This is a genomic window from Azospirillum sp. BE72, assembly GCF_031455875.1.
Classification (GTDB): domain Bacteria; phylum Pseudomonadota; class Alphaproteobacteria; order Azospirillales; family Azospirillaceae; genus Azospirillum.
On the sequence record NZ_JAVDTO010000016.1, the window covers coordinates 1 to 17,989 of the forward strand.

Sequence of the window (17,989 nt, forward strand, 5' to 3'; positions counted from 1 at the left end):
GGCCCCGGCGGTGGCGCCGCCGGGGGGGGCGCGGGGCGCCGACGTTTTGGGGCGGGGCACGGGGGGGTCCCCCCCCGCTCCCCCCCCCCCCCGGGGGTTGTGGTTTGGGGGGGGGGGGCTCCGCAGCTTGGATCTCTTCGGCTGATCCGGCGCTTCCCCCCACCCCGGCCCTCCCCCGCTGGGCGGGGGAGGGGGATTGGCGTCGGGTCGGTTAAGTCGACGCACGACTGTCACTCCACCACCTCCAGCCCGCCGGTCTTCGCCCGCTCGCGCACATCGGAGCGGGCGATCTTGCCGCTGCCGGTCAGGGGCATGTCGGCCGCCGCGAAGACGCGCCGCGGCGCCTTGTATGCCTCCAGCCGCTCCTGGCACCAGCCGCGCAGCTCCGTCAGCGATGCGCGTCGGGATCCGCGCCACCAGACCACGGCGGACAGGGCGTCGCCCCAATAGGGATCGGGCAGGCCGAACACCACCGCCTCCGCAACCGCGGGATGGGCGCGCAAGGCCGCTTCGACCTCCGCCGGGTAGACGTTCAGGCCACCGGTGATGACCATGTCGCCGGCCCGTCCGACCAGCCGCAGCCAGCCCTCGCCATCGATCCAGCCGTAATCGCCGACCGTGCCCCAGCCGTCCCGCTCGCGATAGCCGGCGCCGTCGGTGGTGCCGAGATAGCCGTCGCTCAGCATGCCGCTCCGCACCCAGACGGTGCCGGGCCGGCCGCGCTCCACCGGGGTGCCGTCATCGTCGCGCAGGCTCAGCTCCACCCCGTGGAAGGGCCGGCCGACGCTGTCCGCCGGAGCGTTCTCGTGCGACGAGCGAAGACTGACGAAGCTCAGTTCCGATGCGCCGTAATATTCCAGCACCGCGGCATCGGGGCACAGCGCCGCCAGCCGGTCATGCACCGCCGGCGCCAGCTTCGCGCCGGAGCAGATCACCCGGCGCAGGTTGGGGAAATGCCGGCCTTCGCGTTCCGCCGCGTCGAGGATGCCGACCAGCATCGTCGGCACCAGCACCAGCGTGGTGACATCGCACTCGGCCAACTGCGCCGCCGCGTCTGAGGCGTCGAACTTCGGCTGCACGCGGATCGTAGCGCCGGCCGACAGCCCTTCCACCGCGCCATAGAGGCCGAGGCCGTGGACGAGCGGCCCCGGCACCAGCACGACATCGTCCGGCCCGATGCCGAACTCCACCCGGCTCGCCTCCAGCGTCGCCAGCCACGACCCCTGATTGCGGATGAAAGCCTTCGGCCGCCCGGTGGTGCCGGAAGTGAAGCCGACCAGAAAAGGCGTCCTCGGGTCGACCGCCGGAATACGCCAGTCCGCCGGCTGTCCGGCGATCCAGGCGGCGGCGGTCTCCGTCGTCAGGTGCAGGTCGGGACGGAAGGTTTCGAGCGCGGCGACGGTCTGCGCCGCGCTCCATTTCGGGTCGAACAGCCCGACGATCCCGCCGGCCGCGACGATGCCGAAGAACAGCGCCGGCAGCTCTGCACGGTTGCCCAGGCTGAGCGCCACGCGCGGCGGCTCACCCCCTGCCCGCAAGGCGGCCACTCCGGCTCCGGTCCGCCGCGCCTGATCCAACAGGGCAGCATAGGACATGGCGACGCCATCGAACACCAGGGCGGGATGGTCAGGGCTGCGCCCGGCGGCCAGCGCGAAGGGGCGGGCGAGGTTGTCCGCCCCAAGATAGCCAATGCTCAAGGACGGTCGATCGGTCGCCATTCTCTCAGGCATGGATCGGCAGGATGCCGGCGCGGCGGACGCCGGCCGCGGCCACGGCGGCGATACCGGCCTTGATCAGGTCGCCCGGCACGAAGGCCAGCGAGCCGAAGACGGCCTTCTCGATCGGCAGGCCGGCGACCAGCCACAGCCAGGGAATGCCGCCGGCATAGACGACCAGGATGCCGCCGACGACGCTGACGGCGAACAGCCGGATCGGGTTGGCGTTGGTGGCGAAGCGCTCCGCCAGCCAGCCGGTGACGAAGGCGGCGACCGGCCAGGACAGCACGAAACCGCCGGTCGGCCCCATCAGCACACCGATGCCGCCACGCCCGCCCGCCAGCAGCGGCAGGCCCGCGGCCACCAGCAGCACGAACAGCAATGCTGCGATGCCGCCGCGCTTGGCGCCCAGGATGGTGCCGGCCAGCATGACGCCCAGCGTCTGCGCGGTGACCGGCACCGGCAGGAAGCCGAGCGGGATCGGCGGCGCCATGCCGAGCCCGCCCAGAAGGGCGGCGAACAGGGCGCAGAGAACGAGGTCGCGGGTGGACAGCATTGCGGACGCTTCCTTCGGCTGGTGACGTTATCGTTGTGTACTGTTCTTTGTTGCGGCTTGTGATCCGGAGTCTGCCGGATCGTAGCCGCGCGCCTCAAGTGCGGCGGTCAGATCATCGGCCATGGTGAGGATCTTGACCAGCAGCGGAACGAACAGGGCGGCTATGTTGCGCTCGACCCCGCGGGCGCGCTGGGCCATCCGCACCTCGCGCACCTGCTCGCCCAGCAGGGGGATGAAGCGGATGGTCAGCGCCAGCATCAGCGCCATCTTGGCCGGGTTGACCCCGACCGGGCGCAGCAGGCCGAACAGCCGCTCGAACAGGTCGACCATGTCCATGACGCGGGTGGTCAGCGTGACCAGGGTCGCCAGCAGGATCAGGGCGGCGAAACGGGCGACGGCGACCGCGGTTTCCTCCCACCCGCCGCCGGACAGCAGGGCCTGGAAGCCGAACAGCAGGGTCAGCATGACGACCGGCGCCCGCAGCTCCTTCAGCACCCGCCCGGTGGGCAGCTTCGCCGCAGCCAGCACCGCGGCACCGATCAGCCCGGCGGCTGCTGCCCCCCAGGCACCGGGCAGCGCCAGCACGACGACGGTCACCAACAGCAGCCCGCCCAGCTTCGCCCCCGCCGGCAGGCGGTGGATGACCGACTCCCGATGCAGGTAGAGCCCCAGCATCAGCCGAGCCGCTCGATATAGGCCGGCACCGTCTCTGCCGGCGGGCCGTCGGCAACGACGCGGCCCTCCTCCAGCACCAGCGCCCGGTCGAAGTCCTTCACCATGTCCAGGTCATGGGTGACGACGATCACCGTCTGCGGCAGTCCGCGCAGCAGTTCGATCACCTTGCGGCGGTTGCGCAGGTCGAGCAGCGTCGTCGGCTCGTCGAAGATCACATAGGCCGGTTCCAGCACCAGCACCCCGGCGATGGCCAGCAGTTGCTTCTCGCCGCCGCTCATCTGGTGGGCAGGCTGGTGGCGGTAGCGGTCGAGGCCGTAGCGCTCCAGCGCCCCGGCGACGCGGCGGGCGATCTCGTCCTTCGGCAGCTTGCGCGCCTTCAACCCGAAGGCGATGTCCTCCTCCACCGTCGGATAGACGATCTGGGTATCGGGATTCTGGAAGACGAAGCCGACCCGCCGACGCACCGCGCGCCCCTCGGTTCGCGTGTCGAGCCCGTCGACGGCGACGCTGCCGGCGCTCGGCACGATCAGCCCGTTCAGCAACCGCGCCAGCGTGCTCTTGCCCGACCCGTTGCCGCCGAGAATGGCGATGCGCCGCTCCGTCAGCCGGAGCGACAGGTCGTGCAGGACGGGACGGTCGCCATAGGCGTGAGTAACGGACCGGAGTTCGATCATCGACGGGGAGCGAGCTTTCGCGTTGCAGTTCTGTTGCGCATGCGAAAGGTTCTTAGCGAGTATATGAAGCGCGTGCCAGGGGGGAAGTTGCCAAATTCGCAACTTATGCCCCCTCCCTAACCCTCCCCCGCTCCGCGGGAGAGGGGACTGCCGCTATAACGCAAATCCACCCTCTCCCGCGAAGCGGGGGAGGGGAGGGGTCCATGCGTCAGCATGGGAAGGGAGGGGGCAATGCCAGGTGGTGCACTGCAAGAACTTAGAAGCTGTTCCGCTCATGGTACGTCTGCAGGAACTGCTGCACCCGCGGTTCCGTGGATTCGTGGAAGACCTCGCGCGGGGTGCCGAAGGCGGCGATGCGGCCGTGGTCGAGGAAGGCCACCTTGTCGGCGACGTTGGCGGCGAAGCCCATCTCGTGCGTCACCACCACCATGGTCATGCCGTCGGCGGCCAGATCGCGCATGACCTGCAGCACCTCGCCCACCAGTTCGGGATCAAGGGCGGAGGTCGGCTCGTCGAACAGCATCAGGTGGGGTTCCATCGCGATGACACGGGCGATGGCGACGCGTTGCTGCTGGCCGCCGGACAGGCGGGCGGGATAGCTGTCGGCCTTGGCGGACAGACCGACGCGGTCCAGCATCCGGCGGGCGTGGGCGGATGCTGCGGCCTTGTCCATGCCGCGGACCTGCACCAGGGCTTCGGCCACATTCTCCAGCGCCGTCATGTGGGGCCACAGGTTGAACTGCTGAAACACCATGCCGACGTTGCGCCGCAGATCCCGCAGGTCGCGGTTCGACAGGCGGCGGCGCGGCGTCTCTTCGGTGTAGCCGACCAGCTTGCCTTCGATACGGATCTCGCCGCGGTCGTAGACCTCCAGGAAGTTGACGCAGCGCAGCAGCGTGCTCTTGCCCGACCCGCTGGGGCCGATCAGGCAGACGACCTCCGACTTGTTGACGGTCAGGTCGATGTCGCGCAGCACCTCGTTGGTGCCGAAGCTCTTGCTGACGCCGCGGATGGAGACCATCGGCGCGGCATCGCCGGCGGTGGCGGAACGGGGCGAGGTGGCGGTTTCGGAAACGGTGGTCATCACGCCCTCGCTGTTGCGGTCTGGGTCGAGGATCCCTGCGGCGACGCATGGGTCAGGAAACGGGTGACGCGGGCCTCCAGCCGGCGGCCCAGGCGCGACACCACCTCCACCAGCAGCCAGTAGAACAGCGCCATGCCGACGATGGTCTCGAAGGTGGCGAAGGTCTCCGCCGCCATCGTCTGCATCTCGTACATCAGTTCGGGTACGGTGATGATCGACAGCACCACCGTCTCCTTGGTCAGGATCGCCATCATGTTGACGATGGACGGGATGGTCGACACCAGCATGGCCGGCACGATCACCCGGCGCAGGATCGAGCCGTAGGACATGCCGAGGCTGAGCGCCGCCTCCACCTGCCCCTTCGGCACCGCCTGATAGCCGGCGCGGAAGATCTCGGCGAAATAGGCGCTGCCGTAGATGCCGAGGCCGAGGATGCCGGCCGCCGTCGCCTCCAGCCGCAGGCCGATGGACGGGCCGCCGCTGTAGAGCAGGAACAGTTGGATCAGGAAGGGCGTGCCGCGGATCACCTCGATATAGGCGCGGATGACCCAGCGCAGCGGCTTCACCGGGATTTGGCGCAGCAGCATCAGGATGAAGCCCAGCACCATGCCGATGAGACAGCCTGCGCCCCAGCACAGGATGGTGACGCCGAAGCCGCGCAGCAGCGCCGGGCCGTACTGGACGAGAAGGGAGAGGTCCAACATCGGATCAGGCCTGTTGCAGGCGGCGTTCGACCAGCGTGCCGAACAGGGCCAGCGCGCCGTTGATAGCCAGATAGATGACGCCGGCCGCGAGGTAAATCTCAAGCGGTCGGTAGTTGGCGGCCGAAATGGTCTGGCTGGTCCGCGTCAGCTCCGCCACCCCGACGACGGAGATCAGCGAAGATGCCTTCAGCAGCAGGATCAGTTCGTTCACCAGGGCCGGCACCGAGATGCGGAAGGCCTGCGGCAGCAGGATGCGCGTCCAGATCGACGATCCGGGGAAGCCCAGCGCCAGCGCCGCTTCCGACTGGCCGTGCGGGACGGCATTCAGCGCGCCGCGGTAGATCTCGGACACATAGGCGCCCGATGCGAGGCCGAGAGCGGCGATGGAGGCGACCAGCGGCGGCACGTCGATGCCGATCAGCGGCAGCATGTAGTAGATCAGCAGAAGCTGGATCAGCAGCGGCACGCCGCGGAAGAAGCTGACATAGACGCCGCCGGCCATGTCCGCCGCCCGGCCGCCGGACTGCCGCGCCACGCAGACGGCAAGGCCGATCACCTGCCCCAGCAGCACGCCGAGCAGCGAGACCCAGACGGTCGTGACGGCCGCCCCCAGCAGATGGGGAAGGGCGTCGATGATGACGCTGAACTTCATGGATGGGCCTTCGTCGAACAATCCTGTCCCTCTCCCGCCCCGGGAGAGGGAAGGGGCCCAAGCAGAGCTTGGGAAGGGTGAGGGGTGATGCGAGGGTTAGAGAATCCATGTTCGGATTGCCCCTCACCCTCCCCACTTCGTGGGTCCCCTCCCTCTCCCGGGGCGGGAGAGGGAAGGTCATGGCCCCTTACAGCTGCGGTTCCGGAACGGTGGTCGGCAGTTCCTGCGAGACGCCGAACCACTTCTTCTGGATGGTCGCCATGCGGCCGTCCTTCTGGATCTTCACGAGAGCGGCATTGACCGCCTCGATCAGGCTCTTGTCGTTCTCGTCCAGACGGCCGACCCAGGAGAAGTAGGAGGGCTTGCCGAAGGGCGGCAGGACGACGGCGAAGGTTTCCTTGCGCTGGGCGGCGGCGAAGGCGAGGTTCGGCAGCGAGTTGACCGAGGCGTCGATGCGGCCGGCGGCCAGATCGGCGTAGGACTGGTTGCTGTCGACATATTCGCGCACGTCCGGCGGAGTCGGCAGGGTCTGGCCGAATTCCTTGACCTGCGCCAGCTGCGAGGTGCCCTTGCCGCCGCCGACCTTCTTGCCGGCGATGTCTTCCGGCTTGTTGATGGTCTTGTCGTCGGCGCGCTTCATCATCGCGGCCGTCGCCTCGGAGATCGGAACGGTGAAGGCGTAGCGCTTCATGCGCTCCTTCGTGATCGTCACCGGGGCGATGACCAGATCGAACTTCTTGGCTTCCAGGCCGGGCAGGACGCTGGTCCAGGGCAGGTCGATGTGCTTGGCCTTGACGCCCAGCTCCTTCGCCACCTCGTCGATCAGGTCGCGGTCGACGCCCTTATATTCGTTGTTCTCCAGGAAGTCGAAGGGCGGGAACTGCATCTCGGTGGCGACGGTGAGGACACCGGCCTTCTTCACGTCGGCCAGCGTGTCGGCCATCGCCGAGCCGGTGGCGGCACCGGTCACCAGCAGAGTGGCGCCGAGCAGCGCCGCCTTGAACATCGTCCGAACCATACCCTTGCTCTCCATCGTGAGTGGTCCCCTGTCGTGGCCGGCCGACTGTAGCCGGTCCTTTTGTGTTTACAAATTCAACTCGGTCGCACTGTCGGTGATCGACGAGCCGCTGAGGCTGAACCGGTCGCCGACCGAGAGGAAATGTACCAGAGTCACCGGCCGGCTCAGATGCATGGTCTGCCGCCGGATCGACAGGCAGGCAGCCCCGGCCTCCACCCCCAGCAGCGCCGCCATCTCCGCCGTGGCGTTGACCGCGCGCACCGTGTGGTCGGCCGACGACCAGGGAACCCGGTCGACCAGCCAGCGGCTGGGCGCCACGCTGTCGAACGGTTCCTCCGCCACTTCCGGAACGGCGTCGAGGTTGACGAGGCGCCGTTCGTGCTGGATCGGCGTTCCGTCGCTGAAATGCAGGCACTCCAACGCCAGGATCGGCGCACCGTCGGGCAGGTCGGGCCAGCGGATGCCCTGTCCGTTACGAAGGCTCTTGCGTTCGCGGATGCGGAACTCGTAAACACGGCCCTCCCGCGCGACGACGTCGCCGATGTCCTCGATGGGCAGGGCGAAGCGGTCGCGGCGGCCGGTGGCGACGAAGGTCCCGGCACGGCGGCGGCGGACGAGGAATCCCTCCCGCGCCAGCAATGCGATGGCCTTGTGCACGGTCTGGCGGGAGACGCCGTAGAGGTTCGACAACTCCGCCTCGTTGGGGAGGCGTTGGCCGGCCTGCCAGCGTCCCCGCAGGATCTGCCCGGCAACGGCGCGCTTGATCTGGTCGAACAGCGCGCCGCGGCCGTCGAGGGTGAGGCCGTCAAGGGAGAGGCCGTTGGGGGAAAGGTCATCCCGCGGGGCGCCGGCCGGCGTGGGTGCCGGTCCGCCAACGCGGTCCTGTCCGGTCAGGCCTTGCCGTGCCACCCCCTGCACCCCGCTCTCCGCGCCGCGATGTGACGTTTCGGCGATAATGTATGTACATAATCTTACGGTCAATCGCCAATTCCCGGTCAGGCAGTCGGTATTGCTGCAATGCGGCGGAAAACCGCCTACCCCGTTCGCCGGGGCTTGCGCAACTGACTGAAAAAGCCAATTGGAGTGTGGGATTTGCATTAAGGTCGGTTCGAGCGCGTGCATGTGGAGATGGCAGGGCAAGTTCGGGTTGAGCGGGAATCCGGCAACCGCGCGGGACGATCTGGTCGGATGTCCGGATTGCGGGCGGCTTCACCGTGTCCGTGAGTTGCCCCGCGGCGGCCGGGCCGTCTGCACCCGGTGCGGCGCGCTGCTGTACCGGCATGTGGCGGGCGGGGTGCATCATGCCCTGCCCATGGCGCTGACTGCGCTGCTGCTGCTGGGACTGATCGCTGTCAATCCGCTGATGGCGGTGCATATCCAGGGCAACGACCGCGCCGGTCTGGTCACCACCGGGCTGGAGGCGCTGGCCGACCAGGGGATGTGGCCGCTGTCGCTGCTGGTCGGGCTGCTGGTGCTGGGTGCGCCGGTGGTCCGCGTGGTGGGGGTGATCGCCGTGCTGCTCCGCCTGCACGGGGGGCGCCCGCCGGAATCGCCGCGTTCGACCGCCCGGCTGTTCGCCCTGACCGAGACCCTGCGCCCCTGGGCGATGCTGGACGTCTTCCTGCTCGGCCTGCTGGTCGGCTATTCCAAGCTGTACGGATTCGCCAATGCGGAACTGTTGACCGGCGGGCTGGCGCTCGGCGGCTATGTGCTGGCGATCACCGCGATGGACCAGGGGCTCGACCGCCGGGCGCTGTGGTCGGCCATCGACCACGTGCCTGCAGATCCTTCACCGTCCCCGCAACTCTGGGTCGCCTGCCCGGTCTGCCAGCGGGTCCACGGCCACGACCATCAGCCCGCGCCGCACCGCTGCACCCGCTGCGGCAGCCGCATGCATGTGCGGGAGCCCGACAGCCTGGGACGGACCACGGCGCTGGTGGCGACCAGCGCCATCCTCTACGTGCCGGCCAACCTGCTGCCGGTGATGACCGTCGTCAATTTCGGCCAGGGCGATCCCAGCACGATCCTGGGCGGGGTGGGCGAACTGGCCGGGTCCGGCATGTGGCCGCTGGCCCTGCTGGTCTTCGTCGCCAGCATCGCGGTGCCGCTCCTGAAACTGGGCGGACTGGCGTGGTTCGTCGTTGCCACTTGGCGCGGATCGGCCGCGCGGCTGCAGGGTCGGACCCGGCTCTACCGTTTCATCGACGCCATCGGGCGCTGGTCCAATGTGGACGTATTCATGATCGCCATCCTCACGGCACTGGTGCAGTTCGGCGCCGTCGCCTCCGTCCGCGCCGATTCCGGCGCCATCGCCTTCGCCGCCGTGGTCATCCTGACCATGCTGGCAAGCCACGTCTTCGACCCGCGCGTGATGTGGGACCGGGCGGACGGGGTGCGGCATGACTGACGCCGGCCAGCCGCCGCCTCCCGCTACACCGCCGCACCCGCCGGAGGTCGAGGTGTCGACGCGCCGCAGGCTGTCCTTGCTGTGGCTGCTGCCGCTGGTGGCGGCGCTGATCGCCGGTTGGCTCGGCTGGCGCTGGCTGGAGGACCGCGGCCCGCAGATCGTCATCACCTTCCAGTCCGGCGACGGGCTGGAGGCCGGGCGGACGCGGATCAAGCACAAGAACGTCGATCTCGGCGTGATCGAGTCGGTCCGCCTGTCCGACGACCTGTCCCAGGTGATCGCCACCGCCCGCATGGACCGCACCGCCGGCCGCCACCTGAAGGAGGGAACCCGCTTCTGGATGGTGGCGCCGCGCCTCAGTCTGGGCGGGGTCTCGGGATTGAGCACCGTGGTGTCCGGCACCTATGTGGAGATGGAACCCGGCGGCGGCGAGGACCGGAGCGAGTTCGACGCGCTGGACGAACCGCCGGTGATCCGTGCCGACGTGCCGGGCCGCAGCTTCTCCTTGAAGGCGGAACAGCTGGGATCGCTGGCGCAGGGCTCCCCGGTCTATTTCCGCGGCGTCCAGGTGGGCGAGGTGATGGGCTACAACCTGTCGCCGCAGGACCGCACGGTGTCGGTCTCCATCTTCATCCGCGCGCCCTACGAGGGGCTGGTGCACGAGGGCAGCCGGTTCTGGCGGTCGTCGGGCGTTCAGTTCACCGCCGGGGCCGAGGGTCTCAAGTTCCAGACCGAGTCGCTCAAAACGCTGGCGCTGGGCGGCGTGGTTCTGGAAACCCCGCCCGATCCGGAGGCCGGGGAGCAGGCGAAGGACTGGTCGACCTTCACCCTCTACGAAGATCAGGCGACGGCCGCCGCAGCACGGGACCGGCTGCGCGTGCGCTACCGGCTGGAGTTCCCCGGTTCGGTTCAGGGACTGCAGGCGGGGGCGCCGGTGCTGATGCGCGGGCTGACGGTCGGGCATGTGGCCGCCGTCCGGCTGGAGTATGACGAGGCGACGCAGGAACTGCGCATTCCCGTCGACATCGATTTCGAGCCCGATCTCGTCGCCCGGACCTATTCCGTCGTCGATGGCCGGCCGATGGACGAGGCGACGGTGCGCAAGCTGATTGCCACCCAGGTGGACAAGGGACTGCGCGCCCGTCTGGCGTCCGGAAACCTGCTGACCGGGCAGAAGCTGGTGTCGTTCGACTATGCGCCGGGCGTGCCGCCTTCGCCGGGGTCCGAACGGTCGGAACTCCCGACGGTGGCGTCCAGCGATCTCGATTCGATCATGGCGTCGGCAGGCGTGGTGATGGAGAAGGTCTCAGCATTGCCGCTGGACGCGTTGATCGCCGACCTGCGCGGCACCCTGCAGTCGGTCGGCGGGCTGGCCGGGTCGCCGGATCTCGCGCGTTCCCTGGCGGCCCTCGCCAAGGCGCTGGGCAGCGCCGACGCGTTGATGCGCGATGCTGACCGCCAGCTGCCGGAGCTGGTGAAGAGCCTGCGCGGGGTGGCGACGGCGGCGCAGGGAACGCTGAACAGTGCCAACGGGCTGCTGGGCGGTGGCGGCGGGCAGGCCGATCTGGCGGGGGTGATGCGGCAGTTGAACGACGCCGCGCGGTCCTTCCGCGTGCTGGCCGACTATCTGGAACGTCACCCGGAGGCACTGCTCCGGGGCAAGAGACCGTAGGGGATGGGGGAAGGAATGGCGATGGGACGGGTGCGGGCGGCGGCGATGGTCCTGCCTTTGCTGGTGCTGGCTGCCTGCCAGTCGACGCCGGAAAGCCGGCTCTACACGCTGGCCGTGGTGCCGCCGGCCGCGGCGACGCAGCCGGTCCGCACCGCACCCCAGACCTTGGCATTGGGATCGCTGGACCTGCCGATGCTGGTCGACCGGCCGCAGATCGTCCGGCGCATCGATGGCAACCGGGTGGAAGCGCTGGAGTTCGACCGCTGGGCCGAACCGCTGGCCGACGGGCTGCGATCCACCCTGGCCGGCGACTTGGCGGCGCGCCTGCCGGGCGTGACCGTCCTGCCGGTGGCCGGCAGCGCAGTGGGGGAGGGCACGGCGGTGCTGGCCGTCACCGTTCTGCGATTCGACGCCGACGTCGGCGGCCGGGTGGTGCTCGACGCGCAATGGAGCCTGTCGCAGTCCGGCGGCGCACGGAAGAGCGGCCCGTCGCGCGAGACGGTGGAAATCCCCGCCGCCAGCGCCGAGCCGGATGCCCTGGTGCGGGCGATGAGCCAGGCGGTCGCGACCCTCGCCGACCGCATCGCCGCCGGGGTGCGCCGCTGAGAAAGACGGCGCGCTCTCCCGGAGCGGCGTCTCTTCAGTGAAGCAGGGTGGCGCCGCGGTCGGCCGTCGGGCGGGGGCGGTCCATGCGATCGGCCACGGTCCGATGGGGTCGCAAATCCTCCGCGTCCGGGTCGGGCATCTGCAATCCGGCACGGGTGAGGGCGGAGGCCAGGACACAGAGCGGCGCCATCGCCATCCGCACGCCCGGCAGCGGCAGCCAGTCGTTCATCAGCAGGCCGGCCTCGCCATGCTGCCCCTGCTGGGCCAGCCGCAGCATGTCGAGCAGCAGCGCCTCGTCGATGCCGAGCGATGGGCAGGGCGGCCGGTGCAGGTCCAGCGGACGGGTGGTCGCCGCCAGAACGATGCGCATCAGCGTGTCGAATGCCACCGCGGCGTCGTTGGACAGGCCCGCCGCGGTCATTCCGTCCTGCCAATGCGGATGCTGGCGGTCCGGCTCGCGCAGGGGTTCGGCCCACAGGCGCAGAACGGACACGACCAGCGCCTCCGCCGCGTGCAGATCCTGGAAACGCTCGCGGGCCGGCATGGCGCGGCGATGGGACGACATGGAGGGCATGGCGAACTCCGCTCTGGGGAACAGGCGGAGGGTAGGGCGTTTCAAATGATAATGCAAGTCATTCGCATTTGCATTGTGGCGAACCGCCTTCAACGGTATTCCGCCCGCCGCGCCAGCCCTTCCTTCAGATGCCGGATCGCCGCGTGGACCTTGGGCGGCACATGGCGCTTCTGCGGATAGACCGCCCAGACCGCGGTGTTGGGCGGCCGGTGGCGGTCCAGCAGGGAGACCAGCCGCCCTTCCGCCACCGGACCGCGCACGTAATAGTCCGGCAACTGGCACAGCCCGAAACCGCGCAGCGCCGCGTCCAGAACGGAGAAGCCGCTGTTGCAGCGCCAGCGGCCACGCGGACGGAAGAGCCAGTCCTGCCCATTGTCGTCGAACAGCCAATGATCCGACGTGCCGATCAGGCATTGGTGGCTGCCGAGGCTTGCGAGGCTGTCGGGGATGCCGTGGCGGTCCAGATAGGCCGGTGCGGCGCACAGATGCATGACGCGCGGGGCGATGCGCGTCGCCACCATGCTCGATTCGCTGAGCCGGCCGAGGCGGATCGCCAGATCATAGCCCTCCTGCACCAGATCGAGCTGCCGGTTGGTCAACTCCACCTCGATGCTCAGCTGCGGGTGCAGTTCCATCAGGTCGTTGATCAACGGCATGACGAACTGTTCGCCATAGGCGGTGGCGCAGGTCATGCGCAGCATCCCCTTCACCTCTGCGTCGCTGCCGCCCTGCAGCGCGCCCACCGCGAGGATGGCCTCGTCGCGCTGTTCGGCCAGCCGCCGGCAGCGGGCGAGGAAGGCGTGGCCGCTCTCCGTCAGGCTGACCTTGCGGGTGGTGCGGTAGAACAGGCGGGCCTGCAGCCGGTCCTCCAGCCGTGCAACGCTGCGGCTGACGTGGGAGGAGGAGACGCGCAGCCGCTCCGCCGCGCGGGAAAAGCTGCCGGTTTCGGCCACCGCCACGAATTCGTCTATGCCGTCCCAGCCGCTCATCATCCTTCTCCCAGGGCTTTCTCCCAGGGCCGTCCGGCCATTATCCCCATACGGCAAAAATCTATTCCCGAAATCGCCGTTCTGGCAATGACCGGTCGCGGTCTACACTGCGGGAATCAAATGCCAATCCGCATTGGCCAAACCGTTCTCGGGAAGGAAAGCCACATGGTCCTGTCACGCGCCGCCGTCGCCTGGGAAGCCAACCGTCCGCTGGAGATCGAGGAGGTCGAGGTCGCGGCGCCCAAGGCCGGCGAAGTGATGGTCCGCATCGTCGCCACCGGCGTCTGCCACACCGACGCCTACACCTTGTCCGGCAAGGATTCGGAAGGCGTCTTCCCCTGCATCCTCGGCCATGAAGGTGGCGGCGTGGTGGTGGAGGTCGGCCCCGGCGTCACCTCCGTGGCGGTGGGCGATCATGTGATCCCGCTCTACACGCCGGAATGCGGCAAGTGCAAATTCTGCCTGTCCGGCAAGACCAACCTGTGCCAGGCGATCCGCGCGACCCAGGGCAAGGGCCTGATGCCGGACGGCACCAGCCGCTTCTCGCTGAAGGGCAAGGAGATCGCCCACTACATGGGCACCTCGACCTTCTCCGAATACACGGTTCTGCCGGAAATCGCGCTGGCCAAGATCAACAAGGCGGCGCCGCTGGAGAAGGTCTGCCTGCTGGGCTGCGGCGTCACCACCGGCATGGGCGCGGTGATGAACACGGCGAAGGTGGAGCCGGGCTCGACCGTCGCCATCTTCGGCCTGGGCGGCATCGGCCTGTCGGCCATCATCGGCGCCACCATGGCGAAGGCCAGCCGCATCATCGGCATCGACATCAACCCGTCGAAGTTCGAGATCGCCAAGCAGCTGGGCGCCACCGACGTCGTCAACCCGATGGACTACGACCGCCCGATCCAGGAAGTGCTGGTGGAGATGACCGATGGCGGCGTCGACTACAGCTTCGAGTGCATCGGCAACGTGAAGATCATGCGCGCCGCCCTGGAATGCTGTCACAAGGGCTGGGGCGAGTCGGTGATCATCGGCGTCGCCGGCGCCGGCGAGGAGATCTCCACCCGTCCGTTCCAGCTGGTCACCGGCCGCGTCTGGCGCGGGTCGGCCTTCGGCGGCGTCAAGGGCCGCTCGGAGCTGCCGGAATATGTGGAGCGCTACCTGCGCGGCGAGTTCGAGCTGGACACCTTCATCACCCACACCATGGGGCTGGAGGACATCAACCATGCCTTCGACCTGATGCATGAGGGCAAGAGCATCCGCTCGGTCATCCTGTACAATCAGTAAGGCGGCGGCCGGTAAGATGACGACGCTCCCCTCTCCCGCACCGGGGGAGGGGGCGATCAGGGCAGCGACTTACGAGAAGGCAGTTCCATGACCGACCCCCTCACCACCCTGTCGGAAACCCGCGTCTTCGGCGGCCGGCTGAAGCGGGTGCGGCACCAGTCCGCGGCAGTGAATTGCGACATGACCTTCGCCATCTTCCTGCCGCCGCAGGTGGAGACCGGTGCGAAGGTGCCGGTCTTCTACTGGCTGTCGGGCCTGACCTGCACCGACGAGAACTTCACCCAGAAGGCCGGCGCCTTCCGCGTCGCGGCGGAACTGGGCCTTGCCATCGTCGCCCCCGACACCAGTCCGCGGGGCGAGGGGGTGCCGGGCGATCCGGACGGCGGCTGGGATTTCGGCCTCGGCGCCGGCTTCTACGTCGATGCGACGGAGGAGCCGTGGGCGCGGCATTACCGCATGCACGACTATGTGACGCGGGAACTGCCGGCGCTGATCGAGGCGAACTTCCCGGTCGGCGACCGCCGTTCCATCGCCGGGCATTCGATGGGCGGGCATGGCGCGCTGGTCTGCGCGCTGAAGCATCCCGGCTTCTACAAGGCGGTGTCGGCCTTCGCCCCCATCGTCAACCCGGCGGCGGTGCCCTGGGGCGAGAAGGCGTTCGGCCGCTATATGGGACCGAACCGGGACCGCTGGCTGGAGTGGGACGCCTGCGCACTGATTGCGAACGCTTCGGAACGTTTGCCGATTTTGATAGACCAGGGCGACCGCGACGGCTTCCTGGAGGCGCAGTTGAAGCCGCAGGCGCTGGTCGAAGCGGCGGAGGCGGTCGGACACCCGGTGACGCTGCGCATGCAGCCGGGCTACGACCACAGCTACTTCTTCATCAGCACGTTCATCGAGGACCATTTGCGCCACCATGCGGCGGCGCTGGTGGGGTAGGTGGCAGGCTTCGATTGCCCCCACCCCAACCCTCCCCCGCTGGGCGGGGGAGGGGGTAAGTGCTTATTCGGGAGAGTGACGGCAGTCCCTCCCCCGCCCAGCGGGGGAGGTTAGGTGGGGGTCTAACTCCGCACTACCGAACCTCACCCCACCCGCCGCGTCAGGTGGTTGTCCCACCGGAACTCCGGCGCCCGCCATTCCGGTCCCGCCTCGGCGGTGTTCGACACCGGCTCGATCACGCCCAGCCCGCTGGTCGCCAGATACCCATCGCCGTTCGGCGCCAGCCCGCAGCCATCGGCCAGCGCGGTCGAGCCCAGCCATGCGCCCGTCGCGGCGTCCCACAACCCGATGATCCCGCCCAGCGGCGAACTGGCGGCGACGGTCCGGCCGTCCGACGCGACGCTGCCGATATAGCCCTGCATGCGCGACAGCACGTCCTCCGGCGTGTCGAACAGGCGGGCGGCCCCGCTGCCGGGGCGGTGTGCGCCGGTCAGGGGCTGCAGCATGCCGATGGGCCGCTCGTCCTGCGTGCCGAAGGCGATGCCGCCATCGTCCAGCAGCGCGATGTGGCGGATGCCGAGATTGCCGTGCTCCTCCGGCAGGCGGACCTTGTCGAGCAGCCTGCCGGTCGACGCCTCCACATAGGTCAGCGAGGCGTCCATGCTGTCGAGGTTCAGCTTGGCCCGGCCGGTGTCGGGATGGGTGATGACGCCGCCGTTGGCGACCGCCAGCGTGCTGCCGTCCTGCATCAGGATCAGTTCATGCGGTCCCAGCCCATGGGTCGGGATGGCGCCGATGCGGCGGTAATTGTCGGTGGCGTCATAGATGCCGATCGCCCCCTCTTCGCGCGGAACGTCGTCCTCGGCGACGTAGAGGGTGCGGCCGTCGGCGGAATAGTCGCCATGGCCGGTGAAGCGGCGGTCGTCCGGCGCCCGCACCACCGGACCGGCGGCGCCATCGGTCAGCGACAGGATCTGGAACCAGCGGCCGGGCCGGCGGGCGAACACCACCGCCTCGGCCATCCCCGGACGCGGCACGATGCCATGGGCGCGGCCGGGGGTGGGGATGGTGAACAGCACCTTCCCGGCGGGATTCAGCGCCGCGACGCCGTAGCTCGGCTCCGCCCCGGTGGTGGCATAGGCGTTGAGGTAGATCGCGCCGTTGCCGGCGGCATGGGCCTTGCCGGTCAGCATGGCGAGCAGCCCGCCGCCCAGCAGGCGCCCACCCAATGCCGGAGCGGCGAGCAGGCCGAGGATGTTCCGGCGGTCCATCGCGCCCTTACCGGCCATGGTTCAGTCCCCGTCCAGTTCGTTGAAGCCCAGCGTGATGTCCAGCAGCGGGGCGAGCGTGCCCAGCATCTCCACCCGCGCCGCCTTGATCAGGCGCAGGGCGCCGTCGGCCTTCTTGCGGGCGGCGGGGTCGGTCACGGCCTTGTTCAGCGGACCGGGCACCGCCTCCACCGCGCCGATGGCAGCGGCGAAACTTTCGTCGATCGCCTGCTTCGCGGTCGCCCCGTCCTCTCCCGGCGGCAGCAGCGAGACGAAGCCCGGCCCGCCATTCTCGCCCATCAGCAGGGCGCGCAGCCCTTCCAGGTTCAGCGCGATGTTGCGCAGCGCCCGGCCGCTGCGCAGAGCCTCCACCACCGTCGGCTTGGCATCCTCGATGCCGGTGCCGAGCGGGGCCATCAGCTTCTGGTCGATGATCACCTGCATGGCGGTGATGGCGGAAGCGTAGAGCGTGTTCACGGCCTCCGAGGCGGTGGGACCGAGGACGGTCGCCTGACCGGCGGCCAGCGGCGCCTCCAACTCCTTCCAGCCGTCGCGCGCATCGGCCGCGATGGCGGCGACGTTGCGGGCGGCAGCGGCGGCGAGCAGCCCGCGGAAGCGCTTGGCGTCGCTGCCGGTGAAGCTCTCCACCGTGACGTTCTCGTCGAACAGCAGCCGTTCCAGCACGGTCAGTCCCTGCACGGCCGCGCTCTGGCGGGCCAGCGCCCCCGGCTGCAGCAGCTTCGGGTCCTGGTCGCGCAGGATCTGGCCGATCTGCCGTTGGACCACGCCCGCCCGTTCCGGCCAGAAGGACAGGCGGTCGGCGCGCAGGTTCACGGTCAACGGACCCGGCCGCAGATGCTGGACCGCGGCCCAAGCATCGGTGACCCGGGTGTGGGCCGTCCGCGCCTCCGCAAGGCCGGCGGCGCTGGGGCCGGCGGCGAAGCGGTCGAGCGTGTCGGCATAGGCGGTGGCTGCTGTCACCAGCGCGTCGAAGCGGGGCAGGGCGTGGCTGCGGACCATGCCGGCCAGGAAGGCGCTGTCCTTGTCCGACTGGCGGGCGGCGAGGGCCGGGGTCCGGGGCAGCAGGGCCGCCACGGCGGCGGCGGACATCAGCCCAAGCACTATGCGGCGTCGCATACGATCAAATCCCTTCTGCCGGTTACGCGGATCGA

Annotated in this window: 18 protein-coding genes; 5 read left to right on the forward strand and 13 right to left on the reverse strand. The window is 69.3% G+C overall.

Annotated elements, in window-relative coordinates:
- Positions 1 to 230 precede the first annotated feature (230 nt).
- The 9 genes from J2Y49_RS26395 to J2Y49_RS26435 all read right to left on the reverse strand — a co-directional run bounded on the left by J2Y49_RS26395 (position 231) and on the right by J2Y49_RS26435 (position 7,987).
- On the reverse strand, positions 231 to 1,697 hold the full coding sequence (locus tag J2Y49_RS26395) for an AMP-binding protein (RefSeq protein ID WP_310118268.1): 1,467 nt from the start codon (positions 1,695 to 1,697) through the stop codon (positions 231 to 233).
- A gap of 25 nt (positions 1,698 to 1,722) precedes the next feature.
- Positions 1,723 to 2,271: a biotin transporter BioY gene (locus J2Y49_RS26400; protein ID WP_310118269.1), complete on the reverse strand. Its 549-nt coding sequence runs from the start codon at positions 2,269 to 2,271 to the stop codon at positions 1,723 to 1,725.
- 27 nt (positions 2,272 to 2,298) lie between these two features.
- A complete protein-coding gene (locus J2Y49_RS26405; protein WP_310118271.1) occupies positions 2,299 to 2,946 on the reverse strand; it encodes an energy-coupling factor transporter transmembrane protein EcfT in 648 nt (215 codons plus the stop codon).
- Positions 2,946 to 3,620 carry an ATP-binding cassette domain-containing protein gene (locus J2Y49_RS26410; protein ID WP_310118273.1) on the reverse strand — a complete coding sequence of 225 codons (675 nt, stop codon included), beginning with the start codon at positions 3,618 to 3,620 and terminating at the stop codon, positions 2,946 to 2,948. Before J2Y49_RS26410 ends, J2Y49_RS26405 begins: the two co-directional genes overlap by 1 nt.
- Positions 3,621 to 3,876: 256 nt before the next feature.
- Positions 3,877 to 4,704, reverse strand: coding sequence for an amino acid ABC transporter ATP-binding protein (locus J2Y49_RS26415; RefSeq protein ID WP_310118274.1), 828 nt, complete (start codon positions 4,702 to 4,704; stop codon positions 3,877 to 3,879).
- Positions 4,704 to 5,408 carry an amino acid ABC transporter permease gene (locus tag J2Y49_RS26420; RefSeq protein WP_149225857.1) on the reverse strand — a complete coding sequence of 235 codons (705 nt, stop codon included), beginning with the start codon at positions 5,406 to 5,408 and terminating at the stop codon, positions 4,704 to 4,706. The genes J2Y49_RS26415 and J2Y49_RS26420 overlap by 1 nt, the downstream gene beginning before the upstream one ends.
- Positions 5,409 to 5,412: 4 nt before the next feature.
- Positions 5,413 to 6,060 carry an amino acid ABC transporter permease gene (locus J2Y49_RS26425; protein WP_310118277.1) on the reverse strand — a complete coding sequence of 216 codons (648 nt, stop codon included), beginning with the start codon at positions 6,058 to 6,060 and terminating at the stop codon, positions 5,413 to 5,415.
- Between the two features lie 187 nt (positions 6,061 to 6,247).
- Positions 6,248 to 7,078 (reverse strand): transporter substrate-binding domain-containing protein, encoded by an 831-nt coding sequence (locus J2Y49_RS26430; RefSeq protein WP_310118278.1) that lies wholly within the window; start codon positions 7,076 to 7,078, stop codon positions 6,248 to 6,250.
- Positions 7,079 to 7,144: 66 nt separating this feature from the next.
- Positions 7,145 to 7,987: a GntR family transcriptional regulator gene (locus tag J2Y49_RS26435; protein ID WP_310118280.1), complete on the reverse strand. Its 843-nt coding sequence runs from the start codon at positions 7,985 to 7,987 to the stop codon at positions 7,145 to 7,147.
- 211 nt (positions 7,988 to 8,198) lie between these two features.
- Here J2Y49_RS26435 and J2Y49_RS26440 point away from each other — a divergent pair, with 211 nt between their 5' ends.
- From J2Y49_RS26440 to J2Y49_RS26450, 3 genes are read left to right on the forward strand one after another with little or no spacing between them, the layout of a single operon-like run.
- Complete coding sequence (locus J2Y49_RS26440; protein ID WP_310118281.1) at positions 8,199 to 9,485, forward strand: paraquat-inducible protein A; 1,287 nt, start codon at positions 8,199 to 8,201, stop codon at positions 9,483 to 9,485.
- Positions 9,478 to 11,157, forward strand: coding sequence for an MlaD family protein (locus J2Y49_RS26445; RefSeq protein ID WP_310118283.1), 1,680 nt, complete (start codon positions 9,478 to 9,480; stop codon positions 11,155 to 11,157). The genes J2Y49_RS26440 and J2Y49_RS26445 overlap by 8 nt, the downstream gene beginning before the upstream one ends.
- 15 nt (positions 11,158 to 11,172) lie before the next feature.
- Positions 11,173 to 11,763 (forward strand): PqiC family protein, encoded by a 591-nt coding sequence (locus tag J2Y49_RS26450; RefSeq protein ID WP_310118285.1) that lies wholly within the window; start codon positions 11,173 to 11,175, stop codon positions 11,761 to 11,763.
- A gap of 34 nt (positions 11,764 to 11,797) precedes the next feature.
- On the opposite strand, the gene J2Y49_RS26455 is transcribed toward J2Y49_RS26450, so the two are convergent.
- Both J2Y49_RS26455 and J2Y49_RS26460 read right to left on the reverse strand, forming a co-directional pair.
- On the reverse strand, positions 11,798 to 12,337 hold the full coding sequence (locus tag J2Y49_RS26455) for a hypothetical protein (protein WP_310118287.1): 540 nt from the start codon (positions 12,335 to 12,337) through the stop codon (positions 11,798 to 11,800).
- An 89-nt stretch (positions 12,338 to 12,426) separates the two neighbouring features.
- On the reverse strand, positions 12,427 to 13,326 hold the full coding sequence (locus J2Y49_RS26460; RefSeq protein ID WP_310118289.1) for a LysR family transcriptional regulator: 900 nt from the start codon (positions 13,324 to 13,326) through the stop codon (positions 12,427 to 12,429).
- A gap of 165 nt (positions 13,327 to 13,491) precedes the next feature.
- On the opposite strand from J2Y49_RS26460, the gene J2Y49_RS26465 reads away from it, so the two are divergent.
- On the forward strand, positions 13,492 to 14,610 hold the full coding sequence (locus tag J2Y49_RS26465; protein WP_045583058.1) for an S-(hydroxymethyl)glutathione dehydrogenase/class III alcohol dehydrogenase: 1,119 nt from the start codon (positions 13,492 to 13,494) through the stop codon (positions 14,608 to 14,610).
- Between the two features lie 87 nt (positions 14,611 to 14,697).
- Complete coding sequence (fghA, locus tag J2Y49_RS26470) at positions 14,698 to 15,549, forward strand: S-formylglutathione hydrolase (RefSeq protein WP_310118295.1); 852 nt, start codon at positions 14,698 to 14,700, stop codon at positions 15,547 to 15,549.
- 143 nt (positions 15,550 to 15,692) lie between these two features.
- Here the strand turns inward: fghA and J2Y49_RS26475 are convergent, their stop codons facing one another.
- On the reverse strand, positions 15,693 to 16,838 hold the full coding sequence (locus tag J2Y49_RS26475; RefSeq protein ID WP_310118296.1) for a DUF1513 domain-containing protein: 1,146 nt from the start codon (positions 16,836 to 16,838) through the stop codon (positions 15,693 to 15,695).
- Between the two features lie 3 nt (positions 16,839 to 16,841).
- Positions 16,842 to 17,954 carry an imelysin family protein gene (locus tag J2Y49_RS26480; RefSeq protein ID WP_310118298.1) on the reverse strand — a complete coding sequence of 371 codons (1,113 nt, stop codon included), beginning with the start codon at positions 17,952 to 17,954 and terminating at the stop codon, positions 16,842 to 16,844.
- Positions 17,955 to 17,989: the final 35 nt, after the last annotated feature.

Coding starts and splice junctions, on each gene's coding strand:
- J2Y49_RS26400 (WP_310118269.1), bottom strand. CDS start 2,271: ATGCTGTCCACCCGCGACCTCGTTCTCTGCGCCCTGTTCGCCGCCCTT.
- J2Y49_RS26405 (WP_310118271.1), bottom strand. CDS start 2,946: ATGCTGGGGCTCTACCTGCATCGGGAGTCGGTCATCCACCGCCTGCCG.
- J2Y49_RS26410 (WP_310118273.1), bottom strand. CDS start 3,620: ATGATCGAACTCCGGTCCGTTACTCACGCCTATGGCGACCGTCCCGTC.
- J2Y49_RS26415 (WP_310118274.1), bottom strand. CDS start 4,704: ATGACCACCGTTTCCGAAACCGCCACCTCGCCCCGTTCCGCCACCGCC.
- J2Y49_RS26420 (WP_149225857.1), bottom strand. CDS start 5,408: ATGTTGGACCTCTCCCTTCTCGTCCAGTACGGCCCGGCGCTGCTGCGC.
- J2Y49_RS26425 (WP_310118277.1), bottom strand. CDS start 6,060: ATGAAGTTCAGCGTCATCATCGACGCCCTTCCCCATCTGCTGGGGGCG.
- J2Y49_RS26430 (WP_310118278.1), bottom strand. CDS start 7,078: ATGGTTCGGACGATGTTCAAGGCGGCGCTGCTCGGCGCCACTCTGCTG.
- J2Y49_RS26440 (WP_310118281.1), top strand. CDS start 8,199: ATGTGGAGATGGCAGGGCAAGTTCGGGTTGAGCGGGAATCCGGCAACC.
- J2Y49_RS26445 (WP_310118283.1), top strand. CDS start 9,478: ATGACTGACGCCGGCCAGCCGCCGCCTCCCGCTACACCGCCGCACCCG.
- J2Y49_RS26450 (WP_310118285.1), top strand. CDS start 11,173: ATGGCGATGGGACGGGTGCGGGCGGCGGCGATGGTCCTGCCTTTGCTG.
- J2Y49_RS26455 (WP_310118287.1), bottom strand. CDS start 12,337: ATGCCCTCCATGTCGTCCCATCGCCGCGCCATGCCGGCCCGCGAGCGT.
- J2Y49_RS26460 (WP_310118289.1), bottom strand. CDS start 13,326: ATGAGCGGCTGGGACGGCATAGACGAATTCGTGGCGGTGGCCGAAACC.
- J2Y49_RS26465 (WP_045583058.1), top strand. CDS start 13,492: ATGGTCCTGTCACGCGCCGCCGTCGCCTGGGAAGCCAACCGTCCGCTG.
- fghA (WP_310118295.1), top strand. CDS start 14,698: ATGACCGACCCCCTCACCACCCTGTCGGAAACCCGCGTCTTCGGCGGC.
- J2Y49_RS26475 (WP_310118296.1), bottom strand. CDS start 16,838: ATGGCCGGTAAGGGCGCGATGGACCGCCGGAACATCCTCGGCCTGCTC.
- J2Y49_RS26480 (WP_310118298.1), bottom strand. CDS start 17,954: ATGCGACGCCGCATAGTGCTTGGGCTGATGTCCGCCGCCGCCGTGGCG.